The 23,010-nt window shown below is 70.4% G+C and carries 27 protein-coding genes; 19 read left to right on the plus strand and 8 right to left on the minus strand.

The genetic code is table 11. From position 1 onward, the window contains the following. The 10 genes from HUW46_RS38640 (at nucleotide 1) to HUW46_RS38685 (ending at nucleotide 9,933) form a co-directional block, all read left to right on the plus strand. A complete protein-coding gene (locus tag HUW46_RS38640; RefSeq protein ID WP_215543638.1) occupies nucleotides 1–966 on the plus strand; it encodes an ABC transporter permease in 966 nt (321 codons plus the stop codon). Continuing rightward, nucleotides 963–1,862, plus strand: a complete 900-nt coding sequence (locus tag HUW46_RS38645) for an ABC transporter permease (RefSeq protein ID WP_215543639.1) — start codon at nucleotides 963–965, stop codon at nucleotides 1,860–1,862. Before HUW46_RS38640 ends, HUW46_RS38645 begins: the two co-directional genes overlap by 4 nt. Continuing rightward, entirely contained in the window at nucleotides 1,859–3,448 is a 1,590-nt protein-coding gene (locus HUW46_RS38650; RefSeq protein WP_215543640.1) for an ABC transporter ATP-binding protein, read from the plus strand. The genes HUW46_RS38645 and HUW46_RS38650 overlap by 4 nt, the downstream gene beginning before the upstream one ends. Further along, a complete protein-coding gene (locus tag HUW46_RS38655) occupies nucleotides 3,445–4,425 on the plus strand; it encodes a Gfo/Idh/MocA family protein (RefSeq protein ID WP_215543641.1) in 981 nt (326 codons plus the stop codon). The genes HUW46_RS38650 and HUW46_RS38655 overlap by 4 nt, the downstream gene beginning before the upstream one ends. After that, nucleotides 4,422–5,156: a creatininase family protein gene (locus HUW46_RS38660; protein WP_215543642.1), complete on the plus strand. Its 735-nt coding sequence runs from the start codon at nucleotides 4,422–4,424 to the stop codon at nucleotides 5,154–5,156. The genes HUW46_RS38655 and HUW46_RS38660 overlap by 4 nt, the downstream gene beginning before the upstream one ends. Beyond that, the gene (locus HUW46_RS38665; RefSeq protein ID WP_254125360.1) at nucleotides 5,153–5,932 is read left to right on the plus strand and encodes an amidohydrolase family protein; all 780 of its coding nucleotides are present in this window, start codon (nucleotides 5,153–5,155) and stop codon (nucleotides 5,930–5,932) included. The genes HUW46_RS38660 and HUW46_RS38665 overlap by 4 nt, the downstream gene beginning before the upstream one ends. After that, complete coding sequence (locus HUW46_RS38670) at nucleotides 5,929–7,032, plus strand: mandelate racemase/muconate lactonizing enzyme family protein (protein WP_215543643.1); 1,104 nt, start codon at nucleotides 5,929–5,931, stop codon at nucleotides 7,030–7,032. The genes HUW46_RS38665 and HUW46_RS38670 overlap by 4 nt, the downstream gene beginning before the upstream one ends. Next, nucleotides 7,029–7,910, plus strand: coding sequence for an amidohydrolase family protein (locus HUW46_RS38675; protein WP_215543644.1), 882 nt, complete (start codon nucleotides 7,029–7,031; stop codon nucleotides 7,908–7,910). The genes HUW46_RS38670 and HUW46_RS38675 overlap by 4 nt, the downstream gene beginning before the upstream one ends. Next, entirely contained in the window at nucleotides 7,907–8,662 is a 756-nt protein-coding gene (locus HUW46_RS38680) for an amidohydrolase family protein (RefSeq protein ID WP_215543645.1), read from the plus strand. The genes HUW46_RS38675 and HUW46_RS38680 overlap by 4 nt, the downstream gene beginning before the upstream one ends. A 323-nt stretch (nucleotides 8,663–8,985) precedes the next feature. After that, nucleotides 8,986–9,933: a dihydrodipicolinate synthase family protein gene (locus HUW46_RS38685; RefSeq protein WP_254125362.1), complete on the plus strand. Its 948-nt coding sequence runs from the start codon at nucleotides 8,986–8,988 to the stop codon at nucleotides 9,931–9,933. Between the two features lie 2 nt (nucleotides 9,934–9,935). Here HUW46_RS38685 and HUW46_RS38690 read toward each other — a convergent pair whose 3' ends face one another. Beyond that, nucleotides 9,936–10,442: a DinB family protein gene (locus HUW46_RS38690; RefSeq protein ID WP_442860881.1), complete on the minus strand. Its 507-nt coding sequence runs from the start codon at nucleotides 10,440–10,442 to the stop codon at nucleotides 9,936–9,938. After that, nucleotides 10,439–11,095: a TetR/AcrR family transcriptional regulator gene (locus tag HUW46_RS38695; protein ID WP_215543646.1), complete on the minus strand. Its 657-nt coding sequence runs from the start codon at nucleotides 11,093–11,095 to the stop codon at nucleotides 10,439–10,441. Before HUW46_RS38695 ends, HUW46_RS38690 begins: the two co-directional genes overlap by 4 nt. 246 nt (nucleotides 11,096–11,341) lie before the next feature. Between HUW46_RS38695 and HUW46_RS38700 the strand changes: the two genes are divergently transcribed. The 4 genes from HUW46_RS38700 to HUW46_RS38715 all read left to right on the plus strand — a co-directional run bounded on the left by HUW46_RS38700 (nucleotide 11,342) and on the right by HUW46_RS38715 (nucleotide 15,361). Beyond that, complete coding sequence (locus tag HUW46_RS38700) at nucleotides 11,342–12,271, plus strand: oxygenase MpaB family protein (protein WP_215543647.1); 930 nt, start codon at nucleotides 11,342–11,344, stop codon at nucleotides 12,269–12,271. Between the two features lie 75 nt (nucleotides 12,272–12,346). Beyond that, nucleotides 12,347–12,664: a YciI family protein gene (locus tag HUW46_RS38705; RefSeq protein ID WP_254125364.1), complete on the plus strand. Its 318-nt coding sequence runs from the start codon at nucleotides 12,347–12,349 to the stop codon at nucleotides 12,662–12,664. A gap of 83 nt (nucleotides 12,665–12,747) precedes the next feature. After that, nucleotides 12,748–13,398 (plus strand): NIPSNAP family protein, encoded by a 651-nt coding sequence (locus HUW46_RS38710; RefSeq protein WP_215543649.1) that lies wholly within the window; start codon nucleotides 12,748–12,750, stop codon nucleotides 13,396–13,398. A 106-nt stretch (nucleotides 13,399–13,504) separates the two neighbouring features. Next, nucleotides 13,505–15,361 carry a Na+/H+ antiporter gene (locus HUW46_RS38715; RefSeq protein WP_215543650.1) on the plus strand — a complete coding sequence of 619 codons (1,857 nt, stop codon included), beginning with the start codon at nucleotides 13,505–13,507 and terminating at the stop codon, nucleotides 15,359–15,361. Here HUW46_RS38715 and HUW46_RS38720 read toward each other — a convergent pair. Both HUW46_RS38720 and HUW46_RS38725 read right to left on the minus strand, forming a co-directional pair. Further along, a complete protein-coding gene (locus tag HUW46_RS38720; RefSeq protein WP_215543651.1) occupies nucleotides 15,358–15,822 on the minus strand; it encodes an SRPBCC family protein in 465 nt (154 codons plus the stop codon). The genes HUW46_RS38715 and HUW46_RS38720 overlap by 4 nt on opposite strands. A 52-nt stretch (nucleotides 15,823–15,874) precedes the next feature. After that, nucleotides 15,875–16,435: a GNAT family N-acetyltransferase gene (locus HUW46_RS38725; protein ID WP_215543652.1), complete on the minus strand. Its 561-nt coding sequence runs from the start codon at nucleotides 16,433–16,435 to the stop codon at nucleotides 15,875–15,877. Nucleotides 16,436–16,574: 139 nt separating this feature from the next. Here HUW46_RS38725 and HUW46_RS38730 point away from each other — a divergent pair, with 139 nt between their 5' ends. Continuing rightward, nucleotides 16,575–17,048: an anthrone oxygenase family protein gene (locus HUW46_RS38730; protein WP_215543653.1), complete on the plus strand. Its 474-nt coding sequence runs from the start codon at nucleotides 16,575–16,577 to the stop codon at nucleotides 17,046–17,048. 3 nt (nucleotides 17,049–17,051) lie between these two features. On the opposite strand, the gene HUW46_RS38735 is transcribed toward HUW46_RS38730, so the two are convergent. Continuing rightward, nucleotides 17,052–17,396: a VOC family protein gene (locus tag HUW46_RS38735; protein WP_215543654.1), complete on the minus strand. Its 345-nt coding sequence runs from the start codon at nucleotides 17,394–17,396 to the stop codon at nucleotides 17,052–17,054. 1 nt (nucleotide 17,397) lies between these two features. After that, complete coding sequence (locus tag HUW46_RS38740) at nucleotides 17,398–17,559, minus strand: ribbon-helix-helix protein, CopG family (protein ID WP_215543655.1); 162 nt, start codon at nucleotides 17,557–17,559, stop codon at nucleotides 17,398–17,400. 101 nt (nucleotides 17,560–17,660) lie between these two features. Here HUW46_RS38740 and HUW46_RS38745 point away from each other — a divergent pair, with 101 nt between their 5' ends. After that, nucleotides 17,661–18,155, plus strand: coding sequence for a hypothetical protein (locus HUW46_RS38745; RefSeq protein ID WP_215543656.1), 495 nt, complete (start codon nucleotides 17,661–17,663; stop codon nucleotides 18,153–18,155). Here HUW46_RS38745 and HUW46_RS38750 read toward each other — a convergent pair. Continuing rightward, the gene (locus HUW46_RS38750; RefSeq protein ID WP_215543657.1) at nucleotides 18,152–18,676 is read right to left on the minus strand and encodes a TetR/AcrR family transcriptional regulator; all 525 of its coding nucleotides are present in this window, start codon (nucleotides 18,674–18,676) and stop codon (nucleotides 18,152–18,154) included. The genes HUW46_RS38745 and HUW46_RS38750 overlap by 4 nt on opposite strands. A 97-nt stretch (nucleotides 18,677–18,773) precedes the next feature. Between HUW46_RS38750 and HUW46_RS38755 the strand changes: the two genes are divergently transcribed. Further along, entirely contained in the window at nucleotides 18,774–19,433 is a 660-nt protein-coding gene (locus tag HUW46_RS38755) for an alpha/beta fold hydrolase (protein ID WP_254125365.1), read from the plus strand. A gap of 6 nt (nucleotides 19,434–19,439) precedes the next feature. Here the strand turns inward: HUW46_RS38755 and HUW46_RS38760 are convergent, their stop codons facing one another. Beyond that, nucleotides 19,440–20,336: an SDR family oxidoreductase gene (locus HUW46_RS38760; protein WP_215543658.1), complete on the minus strand. Its 897-nt coding sequence runs from the start codon at nucleotides 20,334–20,336 to the stop codon at nucleotides 19,440–19,442. 97 nt (nucleotides 20,337–20,433) lie between these two features. Here HUW46_RS38760 and HUW46_RS38765 point away from each other — a divergent pair, with 97 nt between their 5' ends. Both HUW46_RS38765 and HUW46_RS38770 read left to right on the plus strand, forming a co-directional pair. Next, nucleotides 20,434–21,018: a TetR family transcriptional regulator gene (locus tag HUW46_RS38765; RefSeq protein ID WP_215543659.1), complete on the plus strand. Its 585-nt coding sequence runs from the start codon at nucleotides 20,434–20,436 to the stop codon at nucleotides 21,016–21,018. A 99-nt stretch (nucleotides 21,019–21,117) separates the two neighbouring features. After that, entirely contained in the window at nucleotides 21,118–23,010 is a 1,893-nt protein-coding gene (locus tag HUW46_RS38770) for an intein-containing Rv2578c family radical SAM protein (RefSeq protein ID WP_215543660.1), read from the plus strand.

Here is a 23,010-nt window from a genome sequence, read left to right on the forward strand (position 1 = left end):
ATGACGCGATACGTGCTGCGCCGGCTCGGGGCCAGTGCGCTGATGCTGGTACTGGTGTCGATCCTGATCTTCGTGGTGCTGCGGCTGCTGCCGGGCGACCCCACCATCACGAAGGTCGGGGCGGCGCAGGGCATCGACCCCCGCGCGCTGGCCGAGCTGCGGGGCGAGCTGGGCCTGAACGACCCGATCCCGGTGCAGTACTGGCACTGGGTGGCCGGCCTGTTCTCCGGCGATCTCGGCCGCTCGTACTTCAGCCAGTTCGATGTGGACGTCCTGATCGGACAGCGTATCGGGCCGACGCTCGAGCTTTCCTTCGCCGGGGTCGTGCTCGCGGTGGTCCTCGCACTGGTGCTGGCGGTGGCGCCGACGGTGCTGCGCAGCAAGTGGCTCGGCCGGTTCGTCGGCGGGTACACCACGCTCGGCATGGCGGCACCGCCGTTCGTGTTCGGCATCGTGCTGATCGCGTTGTTCACCGTGAAGCTCGGCATCGTCGGGAACAAGGACTACGTCGCGCCCACCACGGACTTCTTCGGGAACCTCGCCGCGCTCACGCTGCCCGCGCTCACGCTCGGCATCTGCCTTTCCGCGCCGCTGATCAAGTACCTGCGCGCTTCGCTGTCCGAAGTGGAGGGATCGCAGCACGTGCGGACCGCGGTCGGCAAGGGCATCCGGCGCCGCGCGGTGGTGCTGCGGCACGTGCTCCCGAACGCGCTGCTGCCCGCGCTCACCTCGCTCGGCATCACCGTCGGCGCGGTGCTCTCCGGCGCGGTGGTGGTGGAGTACGTGTTCCGCTGGCCGGGGCTGGGTTCGCTGATCGTCGACTCGGTGTACAAACGCGACTACGCGGTCATCCAGAGCACGGTTCTGTTGCTGGCGGCCATCTTCGTGCTGGTGAACCTGGTCGTCGACATCCTCTACGGGGTACTCGACCCGAGGCTGCGCGTCGGGGAGGTGGCCGCCGCATGACCGCCGTCGATCCCGGTGCCGCGTCGCCGCTCGGCGATCCCGAACCACGGCCCGATGCCCCCGCGCAGGCGGGGCCCGGCCTGCTGAAGCGGTTCTTCTCCCGTCCGCCCGCGGTGGTCGCGGTCGTGGTGCTCGCGGTGTTCGTGGTGCTCGCCGCGATCCAGCCGTTCGCGCTGCAGTCCGCCACGAAGATCAACGCGCGCATCAAGTTCGCCGACCCGAGCTTCGCGCACCCGTTCGGCACCGACGAACTCGGCCGCGATCTGCTGTCCAGGGTGGCGCAGGCGGGCCAGCTCTCGCTCGGGTTCGCCGCGGGCGCCACGCTCATCGCGCTCGTCGTCGGTGTCACCTGGGGCCTGGTCGCGGCCGCGCGGCCGGGCTGGGTGGACGAGGTGCTGATGCGGATCGCCGAGGCGGCGCTGGCGATCCCGACGATCCTGTTCGCGCTGGTGTTCGTCGCCGCGTTCGGCTCCGACCTGGTCGCGATGACCGTGGTGGCGGGGCTGCTGATGGCGCCGTTGACCGCCCGCATCGCCCGCTCGGCGGTGCTGGCGGAACTGAAGTCGGACTACGTCCACGGCCTCGACGCGGTGGGGGTGTCGAGGACGCGGACGTTGTTCGCCGAGGTGCTGCCGAACGCGATGCCTTCGCTGCTGGCGCAGGCATCGCTCAACGTGGCGACCTCGCTCATGCTGGAAGCCACGCTGAGCTTCGTCGGGCTCGGCATCCAGCCGCCGGACGCCTCGTGGGGCACGTTGCTCAAGCTGGGCTACGACCGCCTGTACGAGTCCATCTGGTACCCGCTGATGCCCGCGTTGCTGATCATCGCGGCGATCGCGGCGCTCAACACGATCGGCGACCAGTTGCAGAAGGTCCTGCACCGGAGCGGCTCATGAACGAAGTACTGCGGTTGCACGATCTGCACGTCGGCGTGCGGACGTCCGGTGAGCCGAAATCCTTGGTACACGGCGTAAGCCTGACGCTGCGCGCGGGCGAGCGGGCGGCGCTGGTGGGGGAATCGGGCAGCGGCAAGACGATGGTCTCGCTGTCGGTCATGCGCCTGAACCCCGAGCCGACGGTGATCACCGCGGGCGAGGTGCTCTTCGACGGCCACGACCTGGTGACCGCGCCGGAGCGCGAGATGGAGCGCACCAGGGGCGGGCGGATCGCGATGATCTACCAGGACCCGTTGTCCTGCTTGAATCCCGTCCGGACGGTCGGCGCCCAGCTCGTCGAAGCCGTGCGGGCGCACCAGGAAGTCTCGCCGAAGGACGCGTGGGCGCGCGCCGTCGAACTGCTCGAAGAGGTCGGCGTTCCGGACGCGGCGAAGCGCGTCAAGGACTACCCGCACCAGTTCTCCGGCGGGATGCGCCAGCGCGTGATGATCGCGATGGCGGTGTCGTGCTCGCCGGACGTGCTGATCGCCGACGAGCCGACCACCGCGCTCGACGTCACCACGCAGGCCCGCATCCTCGCGCTGCTCGACCGGCTCGCCGAGCAGCGTGGCATGGCGATCCTGTTCATCACGCACGATCTCGCGGTCGCGGCGACGCTGTGCCGCGAGATCCACGTGATGCGCTCGGGACTGATCGTGGAGTCGGGTGCGCTCGGCGAGGTGCTCACCGCGCCGAAACACGCCTACACCAAGGAACTGCTGGGCGCGGTGGTCACTTTGGACCGCGAGCCCGCGGCGCCCGCCACCGAGGCCGGTGACGTGCTGGTCGAGGCGGACGACCTGGTCCGCCGGTTCGGCACCGGGGTCACCGCGGTGAACCACGTGTCGCTGGAGATCAAGCGAGGGGAGACCTTCGGCCTCGTCGGCGAATCCGGGTCGGGGAAGTCGACGCTGAGCCAGCTCGTCCTCGGGCTCGACACGCCCACCTCGGGCACGGTCCGCTACGACGGCGTCGACCTGTTCTCGCTCGGCAAGGGCGAGTTGCGCCGCAAGCGCCGCGCGATGCAGGTGGTGCTGCAGGATCCGGTCGGCTCGCTGAACCGGCGCAAGACCGTCGAGCACATCATCGGGCTCCCGCTCGCGGTGCACGAAGGCGCGTCGAAGCAGGCGAGGAAGGCCAGGGTCGCCGAACTGCTCGACCTGGTCGGCCTGCCGGGTTCGTTCGCGGGGCGGTACCCGCGCGAGCTGTCCGGCGGCCAGTGCCAGCGCGTCAACATCGCGCGCGCGATCGCGCTGGAGCCGGAGTTCCTGGTGCTCGACGAGGCGGTGTCCGCGGTCGACGTGGTGATCCAGGCGCAGATACTGGAGCTGCTGCGCGATCTGCAGGACCGGCTGGGACTCACCTGCCTGTTCGTGTCGCACGATCTCGCCGTGGTGCGGTACATGGCGCCGCGGCTCGCGGTGATGCACCACGGCGAGGTCGTCGAAACGGGCACGCGCGAGGAGATCTTCGAGAACCCGCAGCACGAATACACGCGCTCGCTGCTGGCCGCGATCCCGTCGCTGGACGAGCGGGTGCGCGGATGACACCGGCAACCATCGCGCTGGTGGGGCTCGGCGACATCGCGCTCGGCGCGCACCTGCCCGCGTTGCTGCGCAACCACGACGTGCGGATCGCCGCGCTCGTGGACCCCGACGCCGAACGCCGCGCCGCGGCGGCGGCCGCGGTGGGCGCACCGTCCTGTGCGGATCTGTCCGAAGTGGACGATGTGGACGGCGTGGTGCTGGCGACGCCGCCGTGGGTGACCACCGGCCTCGTCGTCGAAGCGGCGAAGGCAGGGAAGTTCGTGCTCGCCGAAAAGCCCATCGCGACCTCGCTCGCGGAAGCGAAGGCGTTGGACGCGCTGACCGAAGGCGAACGCGCGCGGGTCCAGGTCGGACTGACCTACCGCCACGATCCGGCGCTGGAGCTGCTGCGGGAGTGGATCGTCGAGGGTCGTCTCGGTGACAGGCTGCTGGTGCGTGCGCACATCTACGACGAGCGGCGCGACGAGTCCGATCCCGCGCACGCGGCCAGGCTCGAAGAGACGCTGCGGCACGGGATGCCGGTGGTGCACGAGGGCGCGCACGTCTTCGACTGGTTCTCGTTCCTCTTCGGCGGGTCCCCTTCGGACATCCGGGACGGGTGGTCGCTGGCGACGAGGAACGGGCTCGCCGAACCGAACCTGTGCGGTGCGCGGCTGGACTATCCACAAGGGACGGTGGTGCTGGCCGAGTTCGGCTGGCTCACCGGCGCGCTGCCGCGCTGCGAGATCAGCGTGCTCGGCGATCGGGGTCACGTACTCGTCGACGGCCGCACGTTCGACCTCACGCTCGACGACGGCCGCAGCGTGGAGAAGGTGGTGTTCGAACCCGACCGCGCGACCCGGTGCTTCGACCGGCAGCTGACGCGGTTCGTCGAGCTGATGACCGGCGTGCGGGAATCACCGAGCCCCGATCTGTCCGACGGGCTCGCCGCGCTGGCTACGAGCGAGCGCGCGGCCGCCGAGATGAGCGCGCGATGACGCTCTGGCGATGGGCGGAATGCACCAGGGACGAGCTGAAGGCGGTCCTGCCCGACGGGATCGTGGTTCTCCCGATCGGCGCGACCGAGCAGCACGGACCGCACCTGGCGACCGGCACGGACGCGCTGCTGTCCGGCACGGTCGCCGAGCGCGCGGCACTGGCGTCCTCGGCGTCCTCGGCCAGGGACCTGGTGCTCGCGCCGTGCCTCGCCTTCGGTGCTTCGGACCACCACCTGTCGTTCGGGGGCACGCTGTCGCTTGGCGCGGAGACCATGACCGCGGTGCTCACCGATCTCGGCCGGTCCATTGTGGAGGACGGCGGGCGGCGGCTGGTGATCGTCAACGGGCACGGCGGCAACCGCGGGGTCTGCCACGCGGCCGCGGCGGCGCTGTCCGCGCGGCACGGCCTCGTCGTCGCGATCGTGCACTACTGGGAACTGCTCTCCGCGCCTGGCGACGGCACGCCGGTGCCGGGGCACGCCGGGGAGTTCGAGACCGCGATGGTGCTCGCGGTCCGGCCCGAACTGGTCAGGGAGCGCGGGCGGCGGCCCGCCGTGCCACCCGAGTCCACAGTGGAAGGAGTCGACCTGCACGACGCCGGTGCGTGGCGGCGCATCGACGGCTACACCGACGAACCGGAGCGGGCGAACGAGACCCGCGGTAAAGCGTGGCTGGAGGAGTGCGTGACGGAACTGACCGGACGACTCGTCGAACTCGGGAGCGCGCTATGACCGGACCGGCCATGGTCGACTTCCACACGCACACCCCGGCGTGGCACACCGGGACCTGGCTCGGCGGCGCCGAGTTCGGGCCGCGCGAGTTCCTGTCCTTCATGGACGGTGCGGGGATCGGCGCCGCCGTCCTGCTCGCGCACGACGGCCTGTTCAACGCGACGCCCGAGTCCAATGACGAACTCGCCGAGTTCGTCGCCGCCGACCGGAGCCGCATGGTCGGGTTCGGCACGGTCAACCCGCGCAACGCGAACGCCGTCGCCGAGACCGAGCGGATGCTGGGGGAGCTCGGCCTCGCCGGGTTGAAACTGCACCCGTGGTTGCAGGGCTTCAGCATGCACGAGCCCGCGCTCGACCCGATCTGCGAAGTGGTGAAGGCGCACGGCGGAATCCTGCTGTCCCACGACGGCACGCCGCCCTACTCGACGCCGAGTCAGATCGCCGCGCTCGCGCGCCGCCATCCTGAGCTGCCGGTGGTGCTCGGCCACGGCGGACTGCACGACTGCTGGCGCGAAGCACTCGCCCTCACCGTCGAGACCGACAACCTGTACCTGTGCATCTGCGGCACGCCGCCTTATGCGGCGCGGCACATCCTGGCGAATGCCCCGCGCGGCAAGGTGTTGTTCGGCACCGACGCCGGACTGTCCGATGAGGCCAGTCAGCACTACGCGGTCGCGCGGGTCGCCGAGATCGACGGCTGGGGCATCACCGAGGAGCAGAAGACCGACATGCTCGTGACGACGCCGAGGGCGCTGCTCGCCGGGCGGCTCAAATGACCGCCAGGGTCGCCGCGCTGCACACCCTCGCGGTCAGCCTCCCCGCCCGCGGCGATCTCGTGGTCCGCGGTGCGAAGGGCGCGCACGACCGGTCCGACTTCCTGCTGGTGCGGGTCGTCACCACCGAGGGCGTCGAAGGCTACGGCGAGGTCAGCGCGACTCCCTTGTGGAGCGGTGAGGACGCCGCGAGCGCACAGCACTTCGTCCGCGAGGTGCTCGCCCCCGCGCTGCTCGGCAAGGCGCTGGCCCCCGTCGGCGGCCTCGAGTCCATCATGGACAGAGCGCTCGCGGCCAATCCGTTCACCAAGGCCGGGGTCTCGATCGCCTTGTGGGACGCCTACGCCCGCACACTCGGCGTGCCGCTGACCACGGCGCTCGGCGGGCCGTACCGGGAAGAGGTGCCCATCAAGCTGTCGCTGTCCGGCGACGGCCACGAGATCGAACGCGCGTATGCGGCCGCCGTCGCGGCGGGGTTCTCGTCGTTCAAGGTGAAGGTCGGTCTCGGCGTCGCCGGTGACATCGCGCGGATGGCGAAGGCGCGGGAACTGGCCGGGCCGGAGGCGTTCCTCGGCATGGACGCGAACGGTGGCTGGCGCCGGTCGGAGGCTGCGACCGCGGTGCGCGCGCTCGCCGCCTACTCGCCCGCGTTCGTCGAGCAGCCGGTGGCGCCCGGCGATCTCGACGGCATGGCCGCCCTGCGCGCGGCGGGGTTCCCGGTGATCGCCGACGAAGCCGTGTTCGGCACCGAGGATCTGGTTCGCGTGATCGGCGCCGGTGCCGCGGACGTGATCAGCCTCTACGTCGGCAAGGCTGGCGGGCCGGGACGCGCGGTGGCGATGGGCGGACTGGCGAGTGCGTTCGGGCTCGACGTGCTGATCGGCTCCAACGGCGAGCTGGGGCTCGGCGCGGCGGCCCAGTTGCACGTCGCCTGCGCGCTGGGTTCGCTGAGCGCGTTCCCGTCGGACATCATCGGCGCGCACTACTACGCCGACGACATCCTGGAGACACCGTTGGACAGCAACGGGTTCCGGGTCCGGCTCGGTACCGGAACGGGGCTCGGCGTGGCGCCGAGGGAAGACCTGAGGAGGCGGTTCGCTTGATCGTCGACGTGCACGCGCACACCCCGACGCACCGAGACGCGGTGCCGGAGGGCGAAAAGAAGGTGTACCCGAGCTGGCGCACCGACCGGCCGGTGACGACGACGAACTCGTGGGCGGACTACGACGAGGCGATGGCGGACGCGGACGTCAGCATCGTGTTCAACATCGCGGTGGACGATCCCGAGCCGATGACCGGGCTGCCCTATCCGCCGGAGCGCACGAACGACGCCACCGCCGAGTTCGTCGCCGCCGCCCCGTCTCGCCGGATCGGGTTCCTGTCGGTGAACCCGTTGTGGGACAACGTGTTCGCTGAAACGGAGCGCGCGAGGGATCTCGGGCTCGTCGGCGTCAAGCTCGGCCCGAACTACCAGGACTTCGACCCGCTGTGCGAGCAGGCGCTGGCGTTCTACGGCTACTGCGAGCGCGAAGGCCTGCCGATCCTGTTCCACCAGGGCGCGTCACCGATGCGGCACGCGCCGCTGCGCTACACCTACCCGCTGGTGACCGACGAGGTGGCGCTGCGGTTCCCGGAGCTGCGAATCGTGATGGCGCACATGGGGCACCCGTGGGGCACCGAGACCGTGGTGACCATCCGCAAGCACCCGCACGTCTACGCCGACGTCTCGTCGATCTACCTGCGGCCGTGGGTGTGCTACCAGTCGCTGCTGGCCGCGGTGGAATGGGGCTGCACCTCGAAGTTGTTGCTGGGCAGTGATTTCCCGATCGCCAATACGGGTGAGGCGATCGCCGGGCTGCGCCGGGTCAACGACATCCTCGAAGGCACGAAGCTGCCGAGGATCCCCGAAGAGGCGATCGAGGGCATCGTGCACGCGGACGCGCTCGGCGCGCTCGGGCTGTCCGTCAAGGGGGAAGAATGACCACAGTGGACGGACACGTCCGGATCGGCGACGGCCGCGAGGTGGCGCTCGACGCGGCCACGCTGCTGTCCACAATGGATGTCCTCGGTATCGATCGCGCGCTGGTGGCGCCGGGGGAGCGGTGCACCGCGGTGGCGAACCGGGAGGGCAACGAGCTGACCACACGCGCGGCGCGGTCCTCCGGCGGGCGGTTGCTCGCCTACGCGGTCGCGAACCCGTGGCTGGGCAAGGGCGCGCTCGACGAGCTGGCGAAGGCCGCCGACGAAGGCGCGGTCGCGCTCGCGGTGGATCCGGTGCTCCAGGGCTTCGACCTGCTCGACGGACTGCTCGACCCGTTGCTGGAGTTCGCAGCCGACCGGCGGTGGCTGGTCTACGTCCGCACCGGCACCCCGCCGACGGCGCTGCCGCTTCCGCTGGCCACGCTCGCGCGACGGCACCCGTCGGTCGAGTTCCTGATGGGCCGCAGCGGTGCCACGGACTTCTGGATCGACGCCGCGCCCGCCCTGCGGCACGCGGCGAACCTCTACGCCGACACCTCGTACGCGCCGTGGGACACGGTGCTCAGCGAGTTCGGGCGCGACCCGGAGATCGGGACCGCGCGTTGTGTGTTCTGCACCGATTCCCCCTACACGGTGGCGAAGTCCGAGCTCGCGCGGATCACGGACTGGACCATCGGCGAAGCCGAGCGGGCCGCGGTGCTCGGGGGCACCGTGCTCGGGCTCCTCGGCGCCGAACAGCCCGCGAAGTCGTAGGAGGTGTTTTGGAAGTGGTTTGCGTGGCGGTGCGGGTGGGAGAACCTGACGTGGCCCACCCGTCAGCCCGGCCACCACCCCCCACGGAGGCGCTGCGCGCCGCTGCGCTGCCTGGCTCCGGGATCGCCGACTCATGACCCCCCTCCCGCCAGCCCGACCACCGCCCCCACGGACGCGCTTCGCGCGACAGTGCCTTCACCACGCTGGCGCTGTCCTCGCCAGGAACCACGTCAGAACCTCCGGCGGTGCGAGCTGACGGCCCACAGCAAGCGGCTCCGCCGCTTTGGAAACACGCGCTAGCACAAGCGAAAGGGTGAACGCCGATGTCCACTACGCCCGCACTCGCCGACCGTGCCACCGCCGTCGTGAACGGGGTGTCTCCGGTGCTGGAAGTGCCGTTCTCCGATTCCGGTGACATCGACGTCGACGGGTTCCGCAGAGTCGTCCGCTACGTGCTCGGCACCGGCGTGACGAGCGTGATGTTCCCCGGCTTCGCTTCGGAATTCCACAAACTCACCGAGGGCGAGCGTGAAGTGCTCACCGGCGTGCTGCTCGACGAGACGTCGCGGCGTCCCGACGTCTCGGCGATCGTGGCCGTGCAGGACCACGCGACCCGGCTCGCCGTCGCGCGCGCCGCGGCGGCGGTGAAGGCGGGCGCGGACCTGATCAACCTCCTCCCGCCGCACTTCCTTTCGCCGTCTCGGCGCGCGATCGTCGCGCACGTGTCCGCGGTGCTCGACGCGATCGCGCCGACCCCGTTGGTGCTGCAGTACGCGCCGACCGAGACCGGGACCTCTTTGGACGGTGCCACGATCGCCGCGATCGCCAGGGAGCACCCGAATCTCGCACTGATCAAAGTGGAATCGAGCCCGCCAGGCGCGCTGATCGCGGAGCTGGCCGCGGGCGACCCGCCGCTGGCCGCCGTCGAGGGGTACGCCGGAGTGCAGCTGCCGGACGCCTACCGCCGCGGCGCGGTCGGGAGCCAGCCGGGGTGCTCGTTCACCGAGATCTACGTCGAGATCTGGCGGCGGTTCGCCGGCGGGGACGAGAAGGGTGGCGACGAACTGCACCGCAGGCTGCTGCCCTACATCTCGTACTGGATGCTCGACACCGAACTGATCGTCGCGGCCGAGAAGCTCATTTCGGCCAGGCGCGGGCTGTTCGTGAGCGCCTACTGCCGTGAACCGGCGCACCGCCTCGACCGCGAGGAAGTGCGGATGATCGACCGGTTCCTCGCCGAGTTCTCCGATTTCCTGCCGTCACTGGCCTGAGTTCAGACGCCGACGGTCCCGTCGACCCCTTCGCGCAGGAGGTCGGCGTGACCGTTGTGCCGCGCGTATTCGTGGATCAGGTGCAGCATCACCAGCCGGAGGGAGACGTCTTCGCCGCCGTGGCGCCCCGGCGCGGTGATGTCGAGCGACGGTGCTTCGCGTTCGATGCGCCGCGAGTGCGCCACTTCGGCCTGCCAGGCGTCGAACGCCTCGGTCCTGGTCGATTCGCTCGCGTCGTAGGCGACCTGGAAATCACCGTCGGCCGACCACACGAGCGGGATGTCCTCGCGGTTGATCACGCGGCGGAACCAGGCTCGCTCCACCTCGGCCAGGTGCCGGACCAGCCCCAGCAGGGTCAGCGTCGACGGCGGCATCGAGCGGCGGCGCAGCTCGTCGTCGGTGAGGCCCTCGCACTTCAACGCGAGCGTCGCGCGGTGGTAGTCGAGGTAGGCGCGCAGCATCGTGCGCTCGTCCGCCGCCATCGGCGGATCGATCCGTTCGGTGGTCACTGGTCTTCCCCGGGGTGCATGAGGCCGATGGCGGCCTGGATCGCGGTGACGAACCGCTCGGGCCGGAACCGCGCCGGGTCACCGAGAACGAGCCGCGCGGCCATCTCGAACAGGGTCACCACAGTGTTGCCGACGATGTCGGCGTCGAGTCCCGCGGGGGAGCCGACCGCGGAGAGGAACGCCGCCGCCAGCTCTTCCGCGCGCGCGAGCACCTGGGTCCTGGCGTGCTCGCGCGCCGCGTGGAACTCCGGTGGCATGTCCGCCATCGGCATCACGACGCAGTGCCAGCGCTCGGGTTTCGCGCGCACGGCGTCGAGGAACTTCGCCAGCACGTCGGCGACGACTGCGCCGGGATCGTCGCCGAGCCGGTCCTCGAAGCGTTCGGGGAGCACGGTCAGGATCTGTTCGAGCGCCTGGTCCTGCTCGCGGCGCAGCAGCGCGCGGAGCAGATCGGCCCGGTTCACGAACACCCCGTAGACCACGGGTTTGGTCACCCCGGCCTCTTCGGCGACCGCGTTCATCGTCACCGCGCTGTGCCCCTGCGTGACCACGAGGTGCAACGCGGCGTCGAGCAGCTCGGTGCGGCGCTGGCTCGCCGGTATCCGCGCCGCGTAGGTGCGGCGCTTGCGCGTCGTGCGTGCCTCGGTCCTCACAGTGCCTCCGGTGCCTCCTGGACAAAGTTACTTCCCCGTAGCATAGTGGAGACAAATACTACTCGACAGTAGTAAATTGCCGAGGGGGACCGGGTGCTGCTCGATCCACGACTGGCGCGCCACCTGTGCCGGGCACGCGCACGTGCCGAACGTCGCGGTGTTCCTGGAACAAGCCGAACTGACCACAGTGGACGGTTCGGTGCGCGCTGGCCGGTACCTACGAGATGAAGCCCTGAGGAGCCGACGATGGCCATTCGCGAACTCACGACCACGCCGGAGGACTACGGGTTCTTCGGGCCGGGCTCGCCGACCTGGAAGGTGTGGACCAGTCCGACCGCGCTGGTCGGCTTCCAGCGCTCGGTGGTGCTGGAGCACTTCGACCCGAACCTGACCGCGGCGGTCGCGGACCAGCGCGGCATCTACACCGATCCGGCTGGCAGGCTCGACCGCACACTGGCCTACTTCCTCACCGTCGCGGTCGCCGACGGCCGGACCGCCGTCGAGGCATCGGACTTCCTGATGAAGGTGCACGCCAAGGCCACCGGGATCGAACCGGTCAGCGGGAAGCGGTACAGCGCCAACAACCCCGCGTCGCAGCTGTGGATCCACGTGACCGGGTGGCATTCCGTGCTCAAGTGCTACGAGAAGTACGGCCCGGGACCGCTCACCCCGGACGAGGAACGGCGGTACTGGGCCGAATCGGTGCTCGCCGCCGAGTTGCAGACCTGCAAACCATCCGACGTGCCCACCTCGCGGGACGAGGTCCGCGACTACTTCGCCACCGTCCGCCCGACGCTGTGCACCTCGGAGCGGGCGAACGAAGGCATGCACTACCTGCTGCGCGTGCCGAGGGGGAAGGGCTCGGCGCGGTTCTGGTGGGCGAGCCGGTTCATGGCGCCCGCGACGATCGCGACCCTGCCGAAGTGGATGCGGGAACTCGGCGGGTTCGACCAGCCGGGGTTGCTCGACCGCGCCGTCGTGCCCGCCGCGAAGCTGGCCGTCCGAGCGTCGTCGTCGCCGAAGGCGAAGCTCGCCATCCTGTCGGACGCCCTGCCGATGACACGGCGGACACTGGCCGCGCACGTGCGCGCGGAGCCGCCCGTGCGCGCCGAAACCGTGACCCCGGCCCAGGTGCGGGAGCGCCTCGACGCGTCCCGGCTGAGTCCGGCGAAGTGATTTGGCCGGGGGATGTCCGGTTGAGCCGGTCCCGTTCGACCGGGTCGTGAGATGACCCCGACGAACGGAGAAACCGTGAAGTACCTGCTCCTCATCTGTGTTGGCGACAAGGTCGAGGTGCCCCCGGGCACGCCGAACATCGACCAATGGCTGGCGAAGGTGGGCGATCGTCGTTTGCACGGGTCGGAAATACGCCCGATCAGTGACGCGGCGACCGTCCGTACGCGGAGTGGCGAGGTGGTGGTGTCGAGCGGGCCGTTCGCCGAGACGGCCGAGCACATCGCCGGTTACGACCTCATCGAGTGCGCTGACCTCGACGAGGCGACCGAGATCGCGGCCGCGCATCCCGTCGCGCACTTCGGTTCGGTGGAGATACGACCGCTGCACGAGTGAAGGCCGAGCCCGCCGTCTTCACTGGCAGTAGGTGTCAGTGAAGACGGCGTATCTTCCGGGATCCGTTCTCCTGGGAGGTAACGATGGCCGACTCCGTGCTCGAACTGCGCCAGTACACGCTCCACCCCGGGCGCCGCGACGACCTCATCGAGCTGTTCGACCGGGAATTCGTGCACCCGCAGGAAGAGTGCGACATGCGGATTCCCGGCCGGTTCCGCGACCGGCGGAACCCGGACCGGTTCGTGTGGCTGCGGGCGTTCTCCGGGATGGCGGCCCGCCGGGACGCGCTGACCGCGTTCTACGGGGGACCGGTGTGGCGGGCGCACCGCGACGCCGCGAACGCGACCATGGTCGATTCCGACAACGTGCTCCTGCTCCGCCCGGTGTGCGCGCTCGGCGAAATCCCGCCCTCCGCCGGGTTCGTCCGCGTGACGATCTGCCCGGTGCCGCGCGACGAGGAGGAGCGGGCGGTCCGCTCGTTCGAGGACACCGTCGCGATGGCGATGACCGATCTCGGCGTGCCGCCACTGGCCTGGTACCTGACCGAACCCGCGGAAAACACCTTCCCCGCGCTCCCGGTGCGGGCCGGTGAGCACGTCTTCGTGTGGTTCACCGCGTTCGCTGACGCGGCCGCCCACGACCGGTTCGCGGCCGCGTGGGACGGCGATCGGGTCCTGGGTGGGGAGCCGGAGGTGCTGGAACTGGTGCCGACCTGGGTTCGTCCCGGCGGCTGAGCGCTGGGGTCCGCTGTGGACCGATGTGCCGTTGCCCGGTGAGGCGTTGAAGACCCAGGGGGCCGGTAGGTGAGCTGACGCGGCGGCTTCGGGTGATGATGGTCCCGTGCATATCGCCGCGCAGCTCGTCGGGCTCGTGGTGGCCGTACTGCTGGTCACCACGCTCGCCCGCCGCTTCGACCTGCCCGCACCGCTGTGCCTCGTCGCGGTGGGCGTCGGACTGTCGTTCCTCCCCGGCGTACCCGATTTCCCGCTGCAGCCGGAACTCGTCCTTTTCGGACTGCTCCCGCCGCTGCTCTACGCCACCGCGATCCAGACTTCGCTGATCGACCTCCGCGCCAACCGCGGTTCGATCGCGTTGCTGTCGGTGGGGCTCGTCGTGTTCACCACGGCGTGCGTCGGCGTCGTCACCTGGCTCGTCATCCCCGGGCTGCCGCTGGCCGCCGGGTTCGCGCTCGGCGCCGTGGTCGCCCCGCCCGACGCGGTCGCGGCGAGCGCCGTGGCCCGGCGCGTCGGGATGCCTCGCAAGATCGTGCGCCTGCTCGAAGGCGAGAGCCTGATCAACGACGCCGCGGCGCTCGTCGCGCTGCGCACCGCGATCGCGGGTATCGCGGGCACGGTGAGCCTCGGCCAGGTCGGCGGGGACTTCCTGCTCGCCGCGGGCGGCGGGATCGTGGTCGGCGGGATCGTCGGGTGGTGCGCGTGCAAGCTGCGCGGACGGCTCGACGACACGGTCACCGACACCGCGCTTTCGCTCGCGCTGCCGTTCATCGCCTACGTGCCCGCGGAGGCGATCCACGGTTCCGGCGTGCTCGCGGTCGTCGTGGCGGGGATCTGGCTCGGGCACGCGTCGCCGCGCATGCAGTCCGGGGCGTCGCGGCTGGCCAGCGGGATCAACTGGCAGACGATCCAGTTCCTGCTCGAGAACGCGGTGTTCCTGCTGATCGGGTTGCAGCTGCGGGCGATCCTCGCCGAGGTGGGCCGCAGCGATCTCGGCGCGGGCACGATCGTCGTGGTGTGCGCGGCGATCCTGCTGGCGACCCTGGGCACCCGGATGCTGTGGATGTTCCTGATCGGGTTGAGCAGGCGGCTGTTCGGGCTGAAGGCGTGGCGCTGGTCCTACACGATCGTCATCGGCTGGGCCGGGATGCGCGGGGTGGTCACCCTCGCCGCCGCGTTCGTGCTGCCGCCGGACACCCCGGAGCGCGCGATCCTGGTGTTCGCCGCGTTCGTCGTGGTGGCGGGAACCCTCGGCATCCAGGGCACCACGTTGCCGAAGCTCGTCCGCGCGCTGAAGCTGCCCGCGCCCGATCCGGCCGAGGACGCGTTGCAGGAAGCCGCGCTGCAGCACGACATGGCGCGCGCCGCGTTGAGGCGGCTCAAGGAGGTTCGCCGGCCGGAGGATCCCGAGGACGTCATCGAACGCCTGCGTGATCGCCTCACGCACCGTTCGGACAGCGCGTGGGAGCAGCTGGGCCGCGACAGCGCGCTGGAGGAGACGCCGAGCGCGGCGTACCGCAGGCTGCGCCTGGAAATGCTGGAAGCCGAGCGGGAAGAGTTCCTCGCCGCCCGCAAACGCGGTGTGGCCGACGACGAAGTGCTGCGCCGCGTCCTCAACCGGCTCGACATCGAGGAGTCGATGCTCGACCGCGCCGAAGAACACCCGCTCGAAGAAGGGCGTGAACTCAACACGCCCGCCCAGACGGCAGGTTCGTGCGAACACCTGGACAAGGCCGTCGACGTCGACGCCGAAACCCCGGAAGGCTGCGCGGAATGCCTCGTCGAAGGCACCACCTGGGTCCACTTGCGACTGTGCCTCGCCTGCGGGCACGTCGGATGCTGCGATTCCTCGGCAGGCCGCCACGCGACCGCGCACTTCCACGACACCCGGCACCCGGTGATGCGCAGCTTCGAACCGGGCGAGAACTGGCGCTGGTGCTTCGTCGACAAGACCGTGGGCTAACTCGCCTCGACGTAGGACGCGAGGTTGGCCAGCGAGGAGGCGATCCCGGCCTCGTGGTCCGCTTGGTCGATTCCGGGTGGCACGTCCGTGGCGGTGACGGTCACCTCGGTTCCGCCATCGGTGGAGGCGAGCTGCCAGGTCATCGTCATGGTGCCCGCGTACGCCGGATCCTCGGCCTCGAACACCGCCCGCTGCACCACGCGCTCCGGCGGTACCAGGTCCGCGAAAGCGACGTCGACGACATCGGTTCCGTCCGAAGCCTTGCCGGGACTGCCGACGGGATCGAGGTAGGTGAGGATCATCCGGAATCCGCCACCCGGCCGCGGATCCCACCGTTCGATCCGCCCGCGCATGCCCTCCGGCGGCAGCCATGCTTCGAGTGATTCGCGGTCGAGCAGTGCGGCGTAGACGGTCTCCGGTGCTGCCGCGACGACCCGGCTGGCGCGATCGATCCTGTTCACCGCGCGAGCCTAGCATCGCGCGATGTCCCATGTGGACGTTCGAGTCGGGCGCTCAGCCGAGGAAGGCGGAAAGCGGTGCGGTGGCGAGGGTTTGCTCGGCGCCGTGCGCCTGGAACGTGCCGACGACGGTGAATCCCAGTCGTGCAGCCAGTTTCAGCGACGGTTCGTTCGCGGTCTGCGTGGTCACGAGCACCGGCTGGTCCGGCAGCTCCGCCGCGGCGGAGCGCAGGATCGCTTCGGCCGCTTGGAAAGCGGCGCCTTTGCCCCAGGCGTCGCGACGCAGGACGTAGGACAGTTCGAGTTCCTCGCCGCCGTGCACGACGTGCCCCGGCTGATCGGCGGGTCGGCGGCACAACGACGCCATGCCGAGGAACCGGTCGGTCGCCCTGTCCGCGACGACGTAGGCACCGGAGGCGTTGGTCAGGTTCGCCACCCCGGCAGCGTCGAGGAACCGTTCGACATCGGCGCGCGGTTTAGCGCCACCGAGGTACGCGCGCACTTCGGGATCGGTGAACACTTTGACGAAGCCTTCGCGGTCCCCCTCGCGTGCTTTGCGGACGATCACGTCGCGCGCTTCGAGCCGAACGGCTTGCAGCGTCGGATTCCCGTCCATCGGTTCGCCCCCTGAGAACAGCCGCGTCTGACCGGTTCGATGGTAGAGCCGGGGTACGCTTCATCGACGCAGCCGGTTGTAACGGCGAGTACCGACGCGGCGTCTATCCAAGCACTGGGGGTACTTCCGGGGGTAAACCGTGTTCGACACCGTTTTGACGTTCGTGGCAGCGCTGGGCTCCGGCCTCGTGGGCGGGGTGTTCTTCGCCTTCTCGTCGTTCGTGATGCCCGCGCTCGACCGGCTACCGCCCGAGGGTGCGATGGCGGCGATGCGGTCGATCAACGTCTTCGCGCCGAAACCGCCGTTCATGCTCGCCATGATGGGCACCGCGCTCGTCGACGTCGCGGCCGCCGTGTTCGCCGTCCTCGACTGGCGGGGCTCCGCTTCGTGGCTCGTGCTCGCCGGGTGCCTGGTCTACCTCGTCGGGATAGTCGGCGTGACGGCGGCGTTCCACGTCCCGCGCAACAACGCACTGGACAGCGGTGAAATCGACGCCGCCGCGGCACGCCGCTGGCGCGAGTACTACGACGCGTGGCATCCGGGCAACCACGTCCGGTCGCTCGCCGGGATCGTCGCGTCCGGCCTGTTCCTGCTCGCCCTCGTGCTGCGCTGACGCTCAGCCCTTCGGCGGGGCCTGCAACGTCCACAGCCGCCCGTCGGGATCACGGACCGTCATCTCCCTGGTGCCGTGGTGGGTGTCCTCGAACGGAGCCACCACCTCGATCGACGGGTCGAGGTCGACGGCGTTCGCGTCGGCCACCTTCAGCACGAGCTGTGCCCGGGTTTCCTGGTCTTCGGGGACCTCCGCGATGAAGACCGGCGGGCCGTCGTTGCCGCGCAGCTGGCCGGAGTCGTGGTCGGTCTCGAACTCCAGCTTGAAGCCCAGCGACTGGAAGAACTTCGCCGCCTTGCCCCAGTTGTGCGTCTCCAGGAACACGGCGTCGATGCCCTCGGTGCTCATGTCAGCTCTCCTTCTCGGATTCGGGGGTGTCGTCGAGGTAGGTGCGCAGCGCGTCGGCGACCAGCGCCGACAAGGACAGCTCCTGCTCGATGGCACGGTGCTTGACCTGCTTGATCAGTTCGACCGGCAGGTACACGTTGAACTGCTTGACGTCCTCGCCCACGACGTGATGCTAGCAAACTAGCGCGACTCGTGCCGTGAGCCCGCCCCGCCGGGTAGGCTGCGTGCCCCGGCCGTGCTGCCGGTTTTCTTCTCGGAGGTCGCATGGGAACGGCAGAGGGGCCGCGGGCCGACGCGGTTCTCACCGCCTGGGCACCGGCGGGGAAGGGGCGGATCGTCGTCGTTCTCGGCCAGGGAGTGGTGATCCACAAGGCCATCGTGTCCGGAAAGGCCGGGGCGATCGGTATCGCGCAGGGGGTGGGCTTGGGGGCGGGTGTCGCTCTCGGCGTGGCCGGAGCCGCGATCGTCGGCGCCGCCCGTGCCAACGAGATCTACGGCAGCCCCTTCATCGAGAAGGTGCTTCGCAACGGCGTGGACGGGCTGCTCGCGTCGCCGCGCAAGGTCCTGGTCCGCTGGGACCGGATCGTGTCGGCGGAGTACCGCAAGCTCGCCCTCGGCCGCGGGCGGATGATCATCCGCACCGGCGACGGCGAGCACGTGTTGAAGTTCCTCCAAAACACCTACGTCGCCGGGAATCCGTCGGCCGTCTTCGCGCATTTCCTCGCCGATCGGTTCACCGGCCCGCGGTTCGCTGACTAGCCGCTGGGGCGCAGTGCGAGGTCGAGCAGGCCGTCCGGGTCGATCCCGATCGCCTCGTGGGCCCGGTGGGAGACGAGCGAGGCGACGCCGTGCACGGCGGCGAGACGGACGAGCGCATCGGCCTCGGTGCCCGTGGAATGCTCTGCGCACCACGCGTTCCGCCAGCGCTCGACGAGTGGCAAGGTGGCCGAGCGGAGGTCCGCGCCGGAGGACCGCACCAGGTCGTGCCGCGTGAGCAGATCGAACGCGTGCGGGCGCCGCGCCGCGAACGCGATGTACGCGCGCGCGAGTTCGCGCGGCGAGCCGTCCGTCGTGTCGAGGTCGGCGGTGAGATCGGCGGCGACGCGTCTCGCGAGATGCCCGAGAAGTGTTGTGCGGGAAGGGAAGTAGCGCCGCGGCGCCCCGTGCGACACCGCGCACTGCCGCGCGGTTTCGCGGATCGTCACCGCGTCGGCCCCGTCGGCGTCGAGGAGCCGGGCGGCGGCGTCGAGCAGCTGGGTGCGCAGGTCGTCCTCCGTCACGCGTCCCCTTCCGTCGGACCGGTGCGTAGACAACGTCTACCACGACCTGGTAGACGTTGTCTACGCACTGGTTCCCGCCTGTACCAAGGAGTTCCCCGTGCACGACCTCGTTTGCCTGCACGCCGCGGCGAGTGGCCCGGCGACCTGGGACCAGGTGGTTCCCGGGCTGACCGGCCTCGGCTATCGCGTGCACTGTCCGCCGTTGCTGGGGCATCTCGATGCGGAACGCCGCCGCCGATACCCGTTGACCGCGTTCCGCGACGACGTGCTTCGCGAGCTTGATGAACGCGGGCTCGACCGCGTGACCCTCGTCGGACATTCGCTCGGCGGCTACGTGGCCAGCCTGGTCGCGTCCGCGGCGCCCGACCGCGTCGCGCGACTGGTGCTGGAGGAAATGCCGGTACCGCCGAGGAATTCCGGTGACGCCCCCGCGTCGCGTAAGCAGGCCGGCGCCGCGGCGATGCGGGTTTTCGCCTTCCTGAACCGAAAAAAGTGCGATCCCGCGTTGTTCCGCGAAGTCGTCGCCGCCTTCCGCGAGCCGCAGCCCCAGTGGTGGGACGACCTTCCCGCGATCACCGCGGGCACCCTCGTCCTCGCCGGTGGCGGGCGGAGCCACCTGGACCAGTCGCGGTACGAACTCTTCGTCCGCTCGGTGCCCGGGGCGGCCGTCGTCACGGTCCCGGCGGGGCACCGGATCCACCACCACGCACCTGAACGGTGGCTGGCCGCGGTTTCCGGCTTCCTGGCGCCGGTCTGAGCGCGCTCAGCGCACGGAGTACGCACCCGCGTCGAGATCTTCGACGATGGTCGGCCCCGAGGTCGTCCAGCCGAGCAGTTCCCGCGTCGCGGTGCTGGTCGCCGCGAGGTCCATCGCGAAGAACGTGCCGATCCACCCGAAGTGCTCCTCGACGTCGCCGGGGTCGATGGACGCGACGGGCAGGTCGAACGCGCGCCCGATCGCCTCGGCGATCTCGCGGGTCGCGACGCCTTCTTCGGTCACCGCGTGCAGGCGGCTGCCCGCGGGCGCCTTTTCGAGGCCGAGGGTGACCATGCGGGCGGCGTCGGCCCGGTGCACGGCGGACCACCGGTTGGTGCCGTCACCGGGGTAGCCCGAGACGCCTTTCGCGCGCGCGACCGCCGCGATGATCGAGATGAACCCGTGGTCGCCGGTGCCGTGCACGGTCGGTGCGAAGCGCAGGGCCGCGCTGCGCACGCCGTGGTCCGCGAACCCGAGCGTGAGGTTCTCGCTCCCGCCGCGAAAGGAGTCCGGACCGTGGAACGGGGCCGCATCGGCCTCGGTCGCGGGCTTGTCCTTGGCGAGGCCGGCGAGACCGGACGCGACCAGGAACGCCTTACCGGTACCGGAAAGCGCGTCGCCGATGGTCTGGACCGCCGCGCGCTCGGCCGCGTTCGTGGCGGCCTGATCGGAAAAGTCGTGCTTGTTCGCGAGGTGGATGACGGCTTCGGCGTCCTCGGCGCCGGTGCGAATCCCGTCCAGGTCGTCGAGGTCGCCGCGCCGGACTTGGGCACCCTTCGCCTCGACCGCGGCGGCGGACTCGTCGGACCTGGCGAGCCCGGTGACTTCGTGGCCGTTGGCGAGCAGGTCGTCGACCACGGCCGAGCCGATCCAGCCCGAGGCTCCGGTGACGAAAACGCGCATGGTTCGAACTCCTTCAGCTGATGTCTGTGACTGACGTCAGTCACAGACATCACGCTACACCGGCAAGTCAGTTACTGTCATCACTACACTCGGTCGCATGGTGCGGTGGGAACCCGGAACCCGGGAGCGGTTGCAGAAGGCCGCGCTCGAGCTGTTCGCCACGCGCGGGTTCGAGCAGACGACCGCCACCGAGATCGCGCAGTCCGTCGGCCTGACCGAGCGGACCTTCTTTCGCCACTTCAGCGACAAGCGCGAGGTTCTGTTCCACGGGCAGCAGGCGTTCGTCCGGGTGTTCCTCGACGGGGTGGACGCCGCCCCGGAGGACGCGTCCCCGTTCGAGGTTGTCGCCTGCGCGCTGCGGTCCGCCGCGGCCTCGTTCCCGGACGAGCGCAGGGTGCCCACTCGGGTCAGGCAGTCCGTGATCGACCAGAATCCCGCGCTCCGCGAACGGGAGCGACACAAGCTCGCCAGCCTCGCCACCGCGATCGCGGACGCCCTGCGCGCGCGGAGAGTCGGCGATCTCGCGGCCACCCTGGCCGCGGAATCGGGCGTCACCGTGTTCGGGATCGCGGCCGCGCGGTGGGCGCGCGACGGCGAACGGCGCTCACTTGACGACATCGTGACGGAAGTCCTTCGCGAGTTGGTCGCCCTTGCCGCGCAGGTGTCACCCGAAGCGCGCTGAACGAGGCAAGAGAACTCACACCACGGGCGCGGTGAGGCATCTTCGCGACCCGGGGCACACTGGATTGACTTACGTTCGAACGTGTGTTCGACTCGTGGGGTGAGATGGGACAAGCAGCGGGCGGACGGGAACGAGGAGCAGGCGCTGCTGGGGCTGGACGGGCTGGTGCGGTCGGTGCCGTCACCGGAATTCGCCGGGGTGACCTTCCACGAGGTGCGGGCGCGGTCGGTGCTCAACAAGGTGCCGGGTGGCTCGCAGGTGCCGTTCGGCTGGACGGTCAACCCGTACCGGGGGTGCTCGCACGCGTGCACGTACTGCCTCGCCGGGGAGACCGAGATCCTGATGGCGAACGGGCGGCGCAAGGCGCTGTCGGACGTGCTGGTGGGGGACGAGATCTACGGCACCCTGCGGGAAGGCCGGCACCGCCGGTACGTGCGCACGAAGGTGCTCGCGCACTGGTCGACGGTGAAGCACGCGTACCGGGTCACGCTCGAGGACGGCACCGAACTGGTGGCGGGCGGTGATCACCGGTTCCTGACCGACCGGGGCTGGAAGCACGTGACGGGGACGACGCGGCCGTCGCTGCGGCCGGGCAGCCGGATCGTCGGCACCGGCCGGTTCGCGCCTGGCCCCGAGCACACGCGCGCGTACCGCGCGGGATACCTGTGCGGAATGGTGAAGGGGGACGGCTCGCCCGCGCCGGAAGCGTCGGCGCGGTCCAACGAGTTCCTCGCCGGGTTCGCTTCACTGAGCGAGGTGTCCGAGCTGCCCGGCGAGCCGGATCCGTTGTGGCAGAGGGGTTTTCTCGGCGGGCTGTTCGACGCGCGCGGCAGCTCGTCGCGGGACGTGCTGCGGATCGCGAGTTCGGATCGCGGGGTGGTCGCGGCGCTGAGCGCGGCGCTGGACCGGTTCGGGTTCCGGCACACCGTGGAGGAGCGCGACCGGCCGACGGGCCCGCGCGGGGTGCGCCTGATCGGCGGACTGGCCGAACGGATCCGGTTCCTGCACACCGTCGACCCCGCGATCAGCGCGAAGCGGTCGCTGGAGGGAACGATGATCAGGGCGGCGTCGCGCATCGGCGTGGTTTCGGTGCGCCCCTTGGGAATCCGGCTCCCGCTGTTCGACATCACCACCGGCACCGGTGACTTCATCGCGGACGGAATGGTCAGCCACAACTGCTTCGCCCGCAACACGCACACCTATCTCGACTTCGACGCGGGCCGCGATTTCGACACCCAGGTCGTGGTGAAGGTCAACGCGCCGGAGGTGCTCCGCGCGCAGCTGGCGCGGCCGAGCTGGCGGCGCGAACACGTCGCCATGGGCACCAACACCGATCCGTACCAGCGCGCGGAGGGCCGGTACCGGCTGATGCCGCGCATCATCACCGCGCTCGCGGACTCCGGCACGCCGTTTTCGGTGCTGACGAAGGGCACCGTGCTGGCGCGGGATCTCCCTTTGCTGGAGCGGGTTTCCGCGGACGTGCCGGTCGGGCTCGCGGTGTCGATCGCGCTGCTCGATCCCGAGCTGCAGCGGCGGCTCGAACCGGGCACGCCGAGCCCTCGCGCGCGGCTGGACCTCGTGCGCAAGGCGCGTGCCGCGGGGTTGCCGTGTTCGGTGCTCGTGGCGCCGGTCCTGCCGGGGCTCACCGATTCCATCGACGCGCTCGACGCGTTGTTCGCCGAGCTGTCCGACGCCGGCGCCACGAGCGTTTCGGTGATCCCGCTGCATCTGCGGCCCGGCGCGCGGGAGTGGTTCGCGGCCTGGCTCGCGCGCGAGCACCCCGGGCTGGTGCCGACCTATCGGCGCGTCTACGGCAAGGGCAGCTACGCGAGCGCCGGGTACCGCGCGCGGCTGGCCGAGCGGGTCGCGGTGTTGTTGCGGCGCAACGGGTTGTCCTCGCGCGGGGACTACGACCCGCGCGACGAAGGCGCGGTACCCGAGCAGCGGCACGCCGAACCGGGCGAGGGCGTGGAGCAGTTGCGGCTGCTGTGA

The organism is Amycolatopsis sp. CA-230715, assembly GCF_018736145.1.
Classification (GTDB): domain Bacteria; phylum Actinomycetota; class Actinomycetes; order Mycobacteriales; family Pseudonocardiaceae; genus Amycolatopsis.